Origin of the sequence: Kitasatospora sp. NPDC058444 (assembly GCF_042721415.1) — a bacterium.
Lineage (GTDB): Bacteria > Actinomycetota > Actinomycetes > Streptomycetales > Streptomycetaceae > Kitasatospora.
Genome location: NZ_JBHXLL010000010.1, coordinates 73479 through 87530, shown reverse-complemented (window position 1 = coordinate 87530; position 14052 = coordinate 73479). Strand labels below are relative to the sequence as shown.

8 protein-coding genes are annotated in these 14052 nt (G+C 76.9%); 5 read left to right on the top strand and 3 right to left on the bottom strand.

Features of this window, described 5'->3' with window-relative positions:
• Positions 1–66 precede the first annotated feature (66 nt).
• Entirely contained in the window at positions 67–1047 is a 981-nt protein-coding gene (locus ACFWP2_RS14120; RefSeq protein ID WP_380450674.1) for a hypothetical protein, read from the bottom strand.
• A 288-nt stretch (positions 1048–1335) separates the two neighbouring features.
• Between ACFWP2_RS14120 and ACFWP2_RS14115 the strand changes: the two genes are divergently transcribed.
• Complete coding sequence (locus ACFWP2_RS14115; protein ID WP_380450672.1) at positions 1336–1713, top strand: hypothetical protein; 378 nt, start codon at positions 1336–1338, stop codon at positions 1711–1713.
• Between the two features lie 314 nt (positions 1714–2027).
• Positions 2028–2666 (top strand): sigma-70 family RNA polymerase sigma factor, encoded by a 639-nt coding sequence (locus ACFWP2_RS14110; RefSeq protein WP_380450670.1) that lies wholly within the window; start codon positions 2028–2030, stop codon positions 2664–2666.
• An 87-nt stretch (positions 2667–2753) separates the two neighbouring features.
• Here ACFWP2_RS14110 and ACFWP2_RS14105 read toward each other — a convergent pair whose 3' ends face one another.
• Positions 2754–5666, bottom strand: coding sequence for a BTAD domain-containing putative transcriptional regulator (locus ACFWP2_RS14105; protein WP_380450668.1), 2913 nt, complete (start codon positions 5664–5666; stop codon positions 2754–2756).
• 360 nt (positions 5667–6026) lie between these two features.
• Here ACFWP2_RS14105 and ACFWP2_RS14100 point away from each other — a divergent pair, with 360 nt between their 5' ends.
• Both ACFWP2_RS14100 and ACFWP2_RS14095 read left to right on the top strand, forming a co-directional pair.
• A complete protein-coding gene (locus ACFWP2_RS14100; RefSeq protein ID WP_380450666.1) occupies positions 6027–8693 on the top strand; it encodes a BTAD domain-containing putative transcriptional regulator in 2667 nt (888 codons plus the stop codon).
• 337 nt (positions 8694–9030) lie between these two features.
• Entirely contained in the window at positions 9031–11418 is a 2388-nt protein-coding gene (locus ACFWP2_RS14095) for an ATP-binding protein (RefSeq protein WP_380450665.1), read from the top strand.
• A gap of 118 nt (positions 11419–11536) precedes the next feature.
• Here the strand turns inward: ACFWP2_RS14095 and ACFWP2_RS14090 are convergent, their stop codons facing one another.
• Positions 11537–12799, bottom strand: coding sequence for a serine hydrolase domain-containing protein (locus ACFWP2_RS14090; protein ID WP_380450663.1), 1263 nt, complete (start codon positions 12797–12799; stop codon positions 11537–11539).
• Between the two features lie 349 nt (positions 12800–13148).
• Here ACFWP2_RS14090 and ACFWP2_RS14085 point away from each other — a divergent pair, with 349 nt between their 5' ends.
• Complete coding sequence (locus ACFWP2_RS14085; protein ID WP_380450661.1) at positions 13149–14045, top strand: alkaline phosphatase family protein; 897 nt, start codon at positions 13149–13151, stop codon at positions 14043–14045.
• Positions 14046–14052 lie beyond the last annotated feature (7 nt).

Sequence of the window (14052 nt, the reverse complement as noted above, 5' to 3'; positions counted from 1 at the left end):
CCGTGCTCCTGCGGGCGACTCCCGGGGGTGTCCCCCGGGAGAGGGCGGTGCCGACCTGCCGTGGTGTCAGCCGTGGCGGTCGGCCATGGCGTCGCCGACGAGGGCGGCGAGTTCGAGGTAGTCGAGGCGGGCCCGGGGGCGCAGGGCGGCGGGGGCCGCCTGGGGGTGGGTGGGGAGCGGGAGGGTGAGGGCGCCGCGGCAGCGGGTGCGGAAGTGGGGCAGGAGGTCGCGGTCGGCGATCGGGCGGTCGGTGGCGGGGGCGGGGGTGAAGACGGCGGTAGCCCCGCGGACGAGGCCGTCGTGGCCGAGGGCGGTGAGGTGGTCGAGGAGGGCGTCGGCGGTGCGGGCGCCGCCGGCGGAGGCCTGGGCGCAGAGGAGCAGGTGGTCGGCCTGGTCGACGGCGGCGAGCTGGACCTCGGCCGGGGCGCCGGTGGTGTCGGCGAGGACCACCGGGTAGTGGCCGCCGGCCTCGTCGAGGGCCTCCCGGAGGGCGGCCGGGTCCGGCCGTACGGACCGCAGGACGAGCCGGCCGCCGGTCCGGCACTCGCTTCCGGCGGGCCCGGCGGTGGAGAGGACGAGCACCGGGTCGGCCCGGTGCTCCGCGAGCAGGGCGCCGAGGACGGCGGCGGCGCCCTCGGCGGGGCCGCCCAGGACGGCGATCCGGTGGCAGGCCCGCAGCGGCACCCGGACGCGTTCGACCAGGTGCCGCCGCCGTGCCTCCCCGCCGCCGGGGAGGGCGAGCCGCCGGGTGCGCGGGCGGTCCGTCTCCGGACGGGGCCGCGTGGGCGGCGGGCCGGGGGCCGCCCAGGCGCCGCTGTCCCCGGGCGGCGCCGGCGGGAGGAGCGGCCGGGGCGCCGCCGGAGGAGCTTGGATCTCGGGGGCCCGGGTGAACAGCTGCCGTTCGGCGGGCGGGATGAGCACCGTGCCGAGCGGGTCGAGCGGGCGCCTGGGCAGCAGGGCGACGGGCTCGGGCCAGGCGGCCGGCGAGTAGTCGGGGGCGGCAGGGGTGGTGGTGCCCGCGCCCGCGGTGCCGTCTGAGAAAGCCATCGGATGACCTCCCGGTCCATGGGTGCGCCGGACCGGTGCCTCCGGTTCGGTCGGCCCGTACAGCCGGGAGTACGGCTGAACGGGCCCTTCCGGTTCACCTGAACCGCTCGGCGCGCAGGCCCCGTTGAGCGGGACAGGGCGCGCCGGAGCGCCCTCCGCCACATCGGGAGCGGCGGTATCGAGGAACCCGCCGAAAACCCTCCGCCTCACCGGCTACCGATCGGTACCGTCATCCGGTGGCACCCGGCGCCCGCCGAGTGCCACCGAGTCGGAAGGAGCGTGAGTCCCGTGAACGGGACGGGGGAGGGAGGCGGCATGGCCGCGGACGGGCAGGAGGTGCGGGACTTCATCGCGGCCCTGGTGCGGGGCGGGGCGCCGGGCGCGGACGGGCCGCCCGGGCTGGCGGTGCCGGAAGCGGCGGCGGAGGAGGTGATCGCGGTCGCCCGACGGCTGGCGCTGCGCGTGGTGCCGGAGGGCCGGTGGTGGCCGCGGCCCGCGCCGGCGCTGCTGGACATGGCGACGGCGCTGGTGGTGGACGGGCACCCGTCGGCCCCGCGGTGGTCGGCGGCGGAGCGGCAGCGGCTGGCGACCTGGGTCGCGGTGGTGATCGAGCACCGGGGCGAGGACGGGGTGCAGGAGCTGCTCCGGTTGCTCGCCGAGCGCTGACACCGAGGCGCCCGCGACGATCGCCCGGGCCGGTCGCCCGGGCCGGTCCGTGACGGTCCGCGACGCCGCCCGGACGGCGTCGCGGACCGCCGCGGCTCACGGCCGCTAACGATCGGCCAACAGCCGTCGGCGCCCGCCAACGGTGGCACCCGGGACCGGGCGGAGTGCTCCGGACCGGGGCGTTGGCGCTTCCTTGGTGCGGACTTGGCGGCCTGCGGCAGGGTGCTGGTGCAGCCGCCGCCGGGGATCGTCCGGTCGCTGCCCAGCACGCCCCTGCCCGTGCTGCGCCCCCTGCCCGACCTGAGAGGTAGCGCGTGTCGAAGCCGTCCGTCGCCCAGCCCACGTCCGTCAGCCCGTCGTCCGAGGGTCCGGCGGACGCGCCGGTGGCCGTCACCGCCCCGGCCCGACCGACCCTCGACCCGGACACGCTCGCCGAGATCCACCGGCTGCACGGCGGCTACCTGCTGCGCGCGCTGCTGCGGGCCACCGGCGGGGACCGCGGCAAGGCGGAGGACATCCTCCAGGAGACCCTGCTGCGCGCCTGGCAGCACCCGGAGGCGCTGTCCGCCGGGCCGGAGGCGAGCCGGCCCTGGCTGTTCACGGTCGCCCGGCGGATCGCGATCGACCACTACCGGATGGCCGCCGCCCGCGCCAAGGAGGTCATGGGCGAGCCGGTGGAGGACCGGCCGGTCGCCGACGACCCGTACGAGCGGGTGGTGGTGGCCCGGGACATCGCGCTGGCGCTGCGCCGGGTGCAGAAGCACCACCGCGAGGTGCTGGTCGAGCTGCACCTGAAGGACCGCTCGGTGCTGGAGGCCTCGGCCCGGCTGGGGGTGCCGCCGGGGACGGTCAAGTCCCGCAACTTCTACGCGATCCGGGCGCTGCGCCCGGTGCTGGCGGCGGAGCACGGGTACGCCCCGGCGGAGCGCGGGGCGGCCTCGGCCGCCGGCTGACCGGGCGGCCGGCCCGTCAGGTCCGTGCGGGGCGTCCGCCGGCCCGCGACGCCGGCCGGGTCAGTCGTCCTACGGGCACCGGCCGGTTCAGTCGTCCTTCGGCCGTCGGCCGGAGCGGAGGTCGAGCGAGTCCTCCAGGCCGGCCGTGAAACCGCTCCGGTAGCCCGCGCGCCGCTCGTGCGAGCGGAAGCGGTCCAGCGCCGAGCGCAGCCGGGCGCGCACCTCCGGCTCCCGGCCCCGGGCCAACAGGTGGGCGGCGTAGGACTGTTCGGCCACGGCGTGCAGGTAGAGCAGGCCGGCCTCCTCGCAGGCGGCGAGCAGCCGGTGCCAGGCGAGGTCGGCGGCGTCGTCGCGGACGGTCGGCGGGAGGGCCTGCGCCTCGGTCAGCAGCGACCAGAGATGGACCTGGGTGACGGGCGTGGCGGGCAGCAGCTCCCGGGCCTCCCGGGACCGGCGCCGGGCGCTCTCCCGGTCCCCGGCGGACAGGTTCACCGAGCCCTGGTGCACCTTGGCGTCGACCAGCCGCCGGCGGTCGCCGGACTCCAGCGCGAGCGCGGTGGCGGAGGCCGCCAGCCGTTCGGCCTCGGCGGGTTGGCCGAGCATCGCGGTGACCAGGGCCAGTGTGGCGAGCGCCCGGACGTGCGCGGAGGCGGCCGAGGGCCCGGTCGCGGACCCGACGGCGGCCACCGCCCTGCGGGCCGCCTCCGCGGACTCCTGCCGGCGTTCCAGCGCGACCAGGGCCTGCGCCCGGCAGTTGAGCAGCAGGGCGACCGCGACCGGGTCGCCGCACCGTTCGGCCGCCTCCTGTCCCAGCCGGGCGCAGGCGAGCCAGTCGGTGAAGCGGCTGGCGCCGTAGTAGAGCGAGCCGCAGGTCAGCGCGAGCCGCCAGGCGCGGGCCGGGTCGGTGTCGGGGGAGGCGATCAGCGCGGAGATGGCCGGCTCCTCGGCGTCGAACCAGTCGAGTGCGGTGCGGATGTCGGCGACGGCCGGCAGGGCCTGCGCCGGGCCGCCGGGCGGGGCGGTGTCCTCCTGGCCGGGGTCGAGGAAGGAGCCGCAGTGCCGGAGAGCCGTGAGGTAGTGGTCGGCCAGGCGTTCGCGCAGCAGCCGCCGGTGCCGCTCGGGCCGATCGGCGAGCAGTCCGGCGCCGTACAGCCGGACCAGGTCGGTGCGGACGTGGCGCCCGGGTGCGGTGCCGGTGAGCAGGTGGTGGGAGGTCAGTTCGCCGAGTGCCCGGTGGGCGGCGGCGGTGTCGCTGCCGAGCAGCGCGGCGCTCGCCGCGGTGTCCACCTCGCGGCCGGGGTGGGCGGCCAGGACGGTCAGCAGTTCGGCCGCGGGTTCGGAGAGCCGGTGGTGGGTCAGCCGCAGCCGGCCCGCGACGGAGAGCGTGCCGTCGGCGTCCAGGACGGCCAACCTGGTCCGCTCGTCGGCGAGTTCGGCGACCAGCTCGGCGACCGTCCAGTCCGGCCGGGCGGCCAGCCGGGCGGCGGCGATCCGCAGGGCGAGCGGCAGGTGGTCGCAGAGGCCGGCGAGCCGGGCGGCGGCCTCCGGCTCGGCGCGCAGCCGCTCGGGCGTCAGCGCGCGTTCCAGCAGGTCCAGGGCGTCGTCCTCGGGCAGCGCGGCCAGGCGCAGCAGGGTCGCTCCCTCCAGGGCGACCAGGCCCTCCAGCGAACCCCGGCCGGTGACCACGGCGGTGCCGGCCGGGCCCGCGGGCAGCAGGTCGGCGACCTGGTCGGGGTCGGCGGCGTCGTCCAGCAGCACCAGCAGCCGCCGGCCCCCGGTGCGCTCGCGGTAGAGCGCGGCCCGGGCGGCGCGCTCGGCGGGGATGCCGTCCTCGGGCACGCCGAGCGCGCGCAGGAAGCCGGCCAGGACGGCCTCGGGCCGGGCCGGGCCGTCCGGGGCGAGGCCGTGCAGCTCGGCGTGGAGCACGCCGTCCGGGAAGCGGTCGGCGGCCCGGTGCGCCCAGGCGGTGACCAGTGCGCTCTTGCCCACCCCGGCCGGGCCGACCACCAGCACCGGGCCGTCCGAGGCCCGGCCGTCCGCGACTCGGCCGTCCTCGCCGGGGCCCGGCCCGCAGGCCCGGTCGAGACGGGCCAGCTCGCCGGTGCGGCCGACGAAGTCCGGCTGACGGCGCGGCAGTTGGCGCGGCACCAGCGAGGCCGGCGGGGCTTTCGGGACCGGCACGGCCCGCGGCGCCGGCCCGGCGACCGGGGGAGCGAGCAGCGCCGGCTCCACCGTACGGTCGTCGGCCAGCACCTCGGCGAGCGCCGCCCGCAGTGCCGGGCCGGGGTTGATGCCCAGCTCCTCGGCCAGCCGCACCCGGGCCTGGTGGTAGGCGGTCAGCGCCTCGGCGGGCCGGCCCGCCTGGTGCAGACAGCGCATCAGCAGCGCCACCGACTCCTCGCGCAGCCCGTCCGTCCGGACGCCCTGCTCCAGCAGCGGCACGGCCGAGGCCCCGGCGCCCTGGCCCAGCCGCAGCCCGGCCCAGCGGAGCAGGGCGGCGGTGCGGGACTGCCGCAGCCGGTCCACGGCGGCGGAGCGCAGCGGGGTGTCGGGCAGGTCGGCCAGCGCCTCGCCGCGCCACAGTCGCAGCGCCTCCGCCAGCAGCGCGACCGCCTTGCTGTCGTCGCCGCCGTTGTCGTTGTCGTTGTCGCCGTCGCCGCCGGCGAGCCGCTCGGCCGCGCCGGTGAGCTCCTCGAAGCGCAGCGCGTCCACCTCGTCGGCCGGCCCGGCCAGCAGGTAGCCGGAGTCCCGGGTGTGCAGCTCGAACGGCGTGCGGGCGAGCACCTTGCGCAGCGCGGCGACGTGCCCCTGCACGGCCGCCCGCGCGCTCGGCGGCGGCTGCTCGTCCCAGAGCAGCTCGCACAGCTGGTCGACGGTGACCAGGTGCCCCAGCCGCAGTGCCAGCAGCGCCAGCACGGCCCGCCGCTGCGCGCCCGCCACGCTCGCGAAGCCGCCCGCCCCGACCCGCAGCTCCACCGGCCCGAGCAGCCGAATCCGCACCAGTACCCCCGCCTCGCCGCAAGCCGCGCATCACACCCGAAGCGCTCATCGGCCCTCGGGGTGGAGCAGTGTAGTGCGAGAACATGTCCGGCCATCTCGGTCGGCTGCTCCCGCCCCGATGGACGCCTCGGGGGCGGCCGAAGGTTGCGTCGGCGGGCGGGTGGACCGGCACGTGTGTGTCGCACCCGCTCGGTACGGTGCCCGAGGAAGGGCCCGGCCCGGCGAGGTGCGAAGGGCCGGGGCCGGCGAGGTGCGAAGGGCCGGGGCCGGCGCGAAGGACCCCGGCCCGGCGGGAAAGGCCTGGTCGGCCCTATCCTCGATCGGGCCGGGGAGTCGATGCTGGGGGAGGGGAACGGGCGCGTGCACATCGATCTGCTCGGACCGGTGGTGGTGCGGCGCGAGGACGGGACGGAGGTCACGCCCTCGGCACCCAAGCGCCGGGCGCTGCTGAGCGCGCTCGCCGTACGCCTGAACCGGACGGTGGCCACCGAGGAACTGATCGAGCTGGTCTGGGAGGGCTGCGCGCCGCCCACCGCACGGGCCGCCCTGCAGGGCCACGTCGCGGCGCTGCGCCAGCTGCTGGACGGCCCCGGGCTGGAGCTCGACACCCGCGGCTCCGGGTACCTGCTGGCCGGAGAGCCCGACCGGATCGACGTGCTGCGCTTCGGCCGGCTCTGCGAGCGGGCGGGCGTGCTGCTCCCCGAGCCCGCCGGCCCGCCCGGGGACGCCTCGTCGGACCGCGCACTGCCCCTGCTGCGCGCCGCGCTGGACCTCTGGCGCGGCCCGGCGCTCGCCGACTGCGGCTCCGCCCTGCTGCGCGAGCGGACCCTCCCGCACCTGACCGACCTGCGGCTGCGCACCCTGGAACGGCTGGCCGACGGCCTGCTCCGGTTCGGCCGTGGCGGCGAGCTGGCCGCCGAGCTCGCCGAGGCCGCCGACGGCCACCCCGCCCGGCAGGCGCTGGCCGCCCGGCTGGTGCGCTGCCTGGAGCAGGACGGGCGGAGCGCCGAGGCGCGGGAGTGCTACGAGCACGCGGTGGCCCGGCTCGGGCGGCCGCCCGGCCCGGAGCTGCGCCGGGCCGGCGAGCAGTCCGGTGCCCGGCCCGCCGCCGACCGCCGGTTCGTCGGCCGCGGCGCCGAACTCGCCCGGCTGGACCAGGTGTTGCCCGCCGCACGGGACGGCCGCCCGATCCTGGTCACCGGCCCCGCCGGAGTCGGCAAGACCAGCCTGGTCCGGCAGTGGACGGCCCGGTGCGGCGACGCCTACTTCCCGGACGGCATCCTCCACGCCGAACTGCGCGGCTTCGACCCGGACGGGCCCCGCGAACCCGCGGAGGTGCTCGGGGAGTTCCTCACCGCCCTCGGCGTCGCGCCGGACACGCTGCCCGCCGAACCCGAGGACCGCGCCCGCCGCTACCGCGAACTGATCGGCGGCCGGCGGATGCTGGTCGTGCTGGACGACGCCGCCTCCTACGAGCAGCTCGCCCCGCTGCTGCCCGACCCGCCGGCCACCGACAGCGAGCCCGCCCCCGTCGCGGTCGTCACCAGCCGCAGCCGGCTGCGCCACCTGCTGGTCCGTACCGGCGGCGTACCACTGCCGCTCGGCCCGCTCGGCCCCGACGAGGCCGCCGCCCTGCTCGCCCGCATCCTCGGCGACGATCGCACGGCCGGTGAGCCGGAGGCCGTCGCCGAACTCGCCGAACGCTGCGACCACCTGCCGCTCGCACTGCGGCTGGCCGCCGCCCGCCTGGCCGCCCGGCCCGACTGGTCCGCGGCCGACCTCGCCGCCGAACTCGCCGACGAGCAGACCGGCCTGGCCGCCCTCTCCGGCGCCGGAACCGGCACCGACCGCGGCCCGCTCGGCCTCACCGCCGCGCTGGACCGGACGTACCGCACGCTGGCGCCGGACGCCGCCCGGCTGTTCACCCTGCTCGGCCTGCACCCCGGCGCGGAGATCGGCACCGACACCGCCGCCGCCCTCGCCGCCCTCCCGCCCGCCGCCACCCGTACCCTGCTGACCCGGCTCGACGCCGTGCACCTGCTGGAGGAGACCAGCCCCGGCCGGTACGCCCGGTGTGAGCTGGTCCGCCGCCACGCCGCCGAGCAGGCCGCCGAACTCGCCTGCGACGAGCGGTACCTGGCCCTCGACCGGCTGATCGCCCACTACCTCGACGTCACCGCCGGCTGGACTGCCGGCTGGACCGCCGGGGGCGCCGCGGGCGGGGGCACGGCGACCGGGGACAGGGCGACGGGGGGAGCGGCGGCCTGGTTCCGCCGCGAGGAGAGCGCCCTGCGCGCCGTCGTGCTCTGCGCCGAACAGAAGGGGCGGCCCACCGCGGCCTGGCGACTCGCCCACCGGGTCGGGCAGTTGTACGAGACCACCGGCCACGACCGGACGCACTGGCGGACCGTGGTCGAAGCCGGGCTGCGCGCCGCGCACGCGGACCGGGACGAGGCGGCGATCGCCCGGCTCGGCACCGACCTGGCCGTCCTGCACGTCGACCGCGCGGCCCACCACGCCGCCGCCGACCAGCTGGAACGGGCCGTCGAGGCCGCCGACCTGGCCGGCGACGCGGCGCTGCGCCACCACTGCCGCAGCCGGGTGGCCGCCGCCCTGCTGCGGACCGGCCGGTACGAGCGGGCGGTGCCCATGCTCGGCGACCTGGTGGCCGCCGCCCGCACCCAGGCCACCGACCACCTGCTGGTCCGCGCGCTCACCGACCTCGCCGACGCCCTCGTCCTGGCCGGCGACCCCGGGCCGGCCCTGGACCACGCCGACGAGGCGGTGCGCGCCGCCACCGCCCGCTCCGGCGGCGCCGAAGCCGTCCTCGCCACCCACAGCCGCGCCCGCGCCCTGCACGCGCTCGGCCGCCGGGACGCCGCCCTCTCCTCGGCCCGGCTCGCCGTCGCCCTCGGCCGCACCGTCGGCGACCCCGCCCTCGAAGCCCGCTCCCACGGCCTGCTCGCCGACCTGCTGGACGCCCTCGGCCGCACCGCCGAGGGCGCCGAGGTGAGACGACTGGCGTAGGGCCGGCCGTGCGTCGCTCCGGGCGTCCCCGGCCGGGCCGCGCCCACGCCGCCGTCGGCGGAATTCCGCCGGTGCGACCGGCCGCCGGTGGCGGAAAACCGCTGGCCGGCCGGCGGAACCACAGGCGGAACTGCCGGCGCTCCGTCGCTCGGGGAACCGCCCCCGCGCACCCGGTGCCGCCCGCACGCATCCGTCCTGACCTGGGCGGATATCCTGTGGGAGGGGCGAGTGGGAGGAATTTGTCCGCCCGGGCATACTTCTGCCTGGAACGAACCGCCGGAGGCGACTCCAGGCAGAAGTGCGGAACCGCGCAGGACCGAGCGAGTGGGGGCAGGGCATGGCGGCCGGGGGCGGCACCGACACGGACGCGAACGAGTTCAGCCGTCTGCTGGCCGGGCACCGGGTGGCGGCGGGCCTGACCCAGGAGGAGCTCTCCGCGGCGGCCGGGGTCAGTCTGCGCGCCCTCGGGGACATGGAGCGCGGCCGCACCCGTGGCCCGCAGCGGCGCACCGTGCGGGCGCTGGCCGAGGCGCTCGGGCTGGACGGTGCGCAGGCGGAGGCGCTGGACCGGGCCGCGCAGTCCGGACGCCCGCGCGGGGTGCGGCCGGGCTCGGCGCCCGCCGGGAGCCACGCCCGGCCCCGCCGGTCCACCGCGCGCGAAGCGACCGCGCGCGAAGCCACCGCCCGTCGGGACGTGCCGCGCGCCGTCTCCCCGTTCGAGGAGCCGCCCGCCGAGAGCGGCCAGAGCGCCCTCGCGCTGCCCCGCGACATCGCCGACTTCACCGCCCGCGAGGAGGCCCTCGCCCTGCTCGCCCGGCTGGCCGAGGACGAGCGGCCGGCCCATCCGCGCGTGGTGCTGGTCAGCGGTCAGCCCGGCCTCGGAAAGACCTCGTTCGCCCTGCACGCCGCCCATGCCCTGGCCGAGCGCTTTCCGGACGGCCAGCTCTCGCTGGACCTCGGCGGCATGTCCCCGCAGCCGCTGCCGGCCCGGGACGCGCTCGGCCAGGTGCTGCGCGCCCTGGGCGTCGCCGACGCCGCGGTGCCCGCCGGGACGGAGGAGCGGGCCGGCCTCTACCGGGCGCTGGTCCGCGAGCGGCGGCTGGTCCTGGTGCTGGACAACGCCGCGGACGAGAGCCAGGTGCGCCCGCTGCTGCCCGGCTCCGGTCCGGCCGTGACGATCGTGACCAGCCGAAACGTGCTGCCCGGCCTGGAGTCGGTGCACCGGCTGAGCCTGGACGTGCTGTCCCCGGCCGAGTCGGCCGGCCTGCTGGCCCGGATCGCCGGGCACGAGCGGATCGAGGCCGCGCCGGACGCCACCGCCGAGCTGGCCAGGCTCTGCGGCTACCTGCCGCTCGCGCTGCGGATCGCCGGGCAGCGCCTGGTCGCCCGCCCGCAGCAGCCGGTCGCCCACCTGGTGCGCCAGCTCACCGCCGAGGAGAACCGGCTGGACCTGCTGGAGACCGGCGACCTGGCCGTCCGCCCGGCCTTCGAGCTGTCCTACCGCCGACTGTCCGCCGAGTCCCAACTCGTGCTCCGTCGCTGCGCGTTGACCGCCGGGCAGGACTTCACCGCGGAGATCGCCGCGGCCTACGCGGACCGGTCGGCGGCCCGTACCGAGCTGGTGCTGGAGCAGCTCGTCGACGCCGGACTGATGCAGGCGGCCACCCCGGACCGCTACCGTCTGCACGATCTGGTGCGGCTCTACGCGGGCGAGCGGCTGGCCGCCGACGAGACGGCCGAGGAGTTGGCCGAAGCCCGGATCCGGGCCGGCCGCTGGATCCTCGGCCGGGCGGCCGAGTACGGACTGCGGTTCGACCCCGACCACGCCACGGACGGGGTCGACACCGGCGGCTCCGCGCCCGCGCACCTCACCGAGGCGGCGGCCTGGCTGGAGTACGAGCACCCGGAGTGGCTGGCCGCCCTGTACCGGGCGCAACGGGCGGGCCGGTACCGGGAGGTGGTGGACACCGCCGAGGCGATGCACTGGTTCTCCGACCGGCTGCTGAGCTGGGGCATCTGGGCCGAGGTGTTCCAGTTGTCGGCGGACGCCGCCCGCGCGATCGGGGACCGGCGGGTCGAGGCGGCGCACGTCAACTACCTGGCCTGGACGTACGTCACCTGCCTGCACCGCTACCAGCGTGGCATCGAACTGGCGACCGAGGGGCTGGAGTTGGCTCGCGCGGTGGGCGACCGGGAGCAGCAGGGCTGGGCGCTCACCTACCTGGCCTCGGGCCTGCGCTACCTCCAGCGGCACCGGGAGGCGACCGACACCTTCCACCGGGCGGCGGACGCCTTCGCCGAGGTCGCCAACCGCTCGGCGATGATCGGCCGGCTGGTCACCCTGCGGGGCGCCGCCAACTGCCTGCGGGAGTCCGGCCGGGCCGAGGAGGCGGTGGAGTCGCGCCGGCGGGCCCTGGCCGGGGCGCTGGAGCTGGTGGAGCGCTGGTCCTCGCCGCTGATCCACATGCTGGCGGGCATGACCGCGCACGAACTCGGCCTGGACCGCGCGGCGTTGAAGCGCTGGCCGGCCGCCGAGAAGGCCTATCGGCAGGCCCTGGTGCACTTCGAGGCGGTGGGCCGACCGGACAGCATGACCAAGACGCTGACCGAGCTGGGCACCGCGCTGATCGAGCAGGGCCGCGCCGAGGAGGCCCGCGAGCTGCTGACCGAGGCGCTCACCGACCTGAGCACGGAGGGCCCCCGCGCGGTGGGCGCCCGGCACTGACCGGCTCTCCCGTGGAGTGCCGCGGGCAACGCCGTACCGGCAACGCCCGTGCCCGGCAACGCCCCCGCCCGCTTCCGGTCGCAGCGGGAGCGGGCAGGGGCGCATGCCGGGGGACCGGTCAGATCCGGGTGTCCTCCACCACGGGCAGCGAGTCGACCGGGACCGAGGCCGGCGCGAAGGCCGTCCGCGGGGCGACGGTCGGCTGCTTGCCGCAGAAGGCCGGCTCCAGGGTGTTCATCAGCCCCTGGGTCACCGAGCCGTTGTTGGAGGCGTTGGCGAAGACCACCACGCTGCGCCGCCCGTCCGGGGTGGTGAAGGACTGGCTGTTGAAGCCCTGCACGATGCCGCCGTGGCCGTACACGTCCCCGCAGGAGAGCGCGATGCGGCGCAGGCCCAGGCCGTAGGAGATCTTCGCGGTGGGCGTGGGCAGGGCGGCGGTCATCTGCCGGAGCGAGGCGTCCGAGACGAGTCCGCCGCTGCCGCCGGCCATCAGCGTGGAGAGGAAGCTGTCGAGGTCCTCGGCGGTGGAGATGACGGCTCCGGCGGCCCACACCCAGGAGCCGGTCTGCTCGGTGGAGTCCAGCAGCGGCTTGGCGCGGTCGTCGTTGGTGAGGTAGCCGGTGACGTGGGCGCCGCGGATCTGCTGGTCGGGCACGACGAAGGAGGTCTTGCGCAGGCCGAGCGGCTGGATGATCCGCTCGTTGAGCACCTCCGGGAACGGCTGGCCGGTGAGGTGCTCGACGGCCAGGCCCATCAGCACGAAGTCGGTGTTGGAGTACGAGTAGCGGCTGCCCGGGGTGGACTGGAGGCCGTGCTTGACCGACATCGCCACCAGCTCGCGCGGGTCGTACACCGTGCTGCGGATGCGCGCCTCGAAGGCGCTGGTGGTCTCCTCGCCGGCCTGCTCCAGCAGGTCGTTGGTGTGGTCGAAGATTCCGGCCCGGTGCTCCATCACCTGGCGGCCGGTCATGGTCCAGCCCTCCGGGAGGGTGCCCTCGGGCAGGTACTCGCGCAGCGGCCGGTCGAGGTCGATCCGGCCCTCCTCCGCCAGCTGCATCACGAGAACGGCGGTGAACATCTTGCTGTTGCTGCCGACCCGGAACCTCCACGAGGAGTTCATCGGGGTCCCGTCCAGGTCGGCCAGGCCGACGTTGACCGAGCGGGTCCGGTCGACGTCGCCGTGGTCGCGGATCACCGCGAAGGCGCCCGGGGCGCCGGCCGTGGTGGTGGCCTGGAGGGCGGCGCGCACACCGGCGAGGTCGGGGGCGGTCGGGTCGGTGATGTCCCGGCCGGCGGCCGCGGCGGGCAGGGCACCGGTCGCCACCAGGACGGCGCCGGCGGCGGCCACCGCGAGCGGACGCAGAAGGCTGGTCTTCGCCATGTTCCTCGGTTCTCTCGTGAGCTGACGCGGTGTCGGACCGCGCCGTTCGAAGATCACTATCACCGGCCCGGGCGGTCGATGGCAATGTGAACCGGTTCGCCCGCATTTCGCGTTGAAGGTGGCGAATTCCACGCCCGCACCGTTCGTTCTCCGTTCCGGGGCCAAGGTTTCACCTGTCGTCGGCTACCCGCGTCCATCGGCGCGGCCCATGCTGTTCGGGCGCTTTGCGCCCGGCCTCACCGCGGGGCCGCCCCACCAGGGGAGCGCACTCCGGAAGCCGCAACCCGGCGGCAGGCACCTCCCGTCCCGAGCCCGGCTCGCCGGGCCGTCTCCCACCCGAGGAATTGTCATGACTTCGTCCACGAAGGCCCTGAGCCCCCGCTCCCGCCGCACCGCGACCGCGATCGGCTCCGCCGTCGCCCTGCTCGCCGCCTCGGCCGGCCTCTGGGCGGCCACCGCGAGCACCGCCCAGGCCGCCGCGCTGCCCACGCCCGACCACATCGTCGTCGTGGTGATGGAGAACCACGCCTACACCCAGGTCATCGGCAGCAGCAGCGCCCCGTACATCAACAACACCCTGAAGGCGGGCGGCGCCAACCTCACCCAGTCCTTCGGCATCACCCACCCGAGCGAGCCGAACTACTACGCGCTGTTCTCCGGCTCCACCCAGGGCACCGTCGACGACAGCTGTGTGAAGGTCGGGGGCTTCCAGGCCGCCAACCTGGCCTCCGAGGTCATCGCCGCGGGCAAGACCTGGGCCAGCTACAACGAGTCCCTGCCCAGCCAGGGCAGCACCGTGTGCAGCAGCGGCAGCTACGCCCAGAAGCACAACCCGTGGTTCGGCTTCGGCAACGTCCCGCTCAGCTCGGCGAAGACCTTCGCCCAGTTCCCGACCGACTACAGCACCCTGCCGAACGTCTCCTTCGTGGTGCCGAACCTCTGCAGCGACATGCACGACTGCTCGGTCGGCACCGGCGACACCTGGATCAAGAACAACCTGGGCGCGTACGCCACCTGGGCGCAGACCCACAACAGCCTGCTGGTCGTCACCTTCGACGAGGACAACAAGCTGTCCGGCAACCGGATCCCGACCGTGATCTACGGCGCCCACGTGACGCCCGGCAGCAGCAGCGCCACCACCTACAACCACTACAACGTGCTGCGCACCCTCGAGGACCTGGCCGGTGCCTCCGGCCACGCGGGCAACGCGGCCTCCGCCGCCGACATCACGGGCATCTGGAACTGAGCCGCGG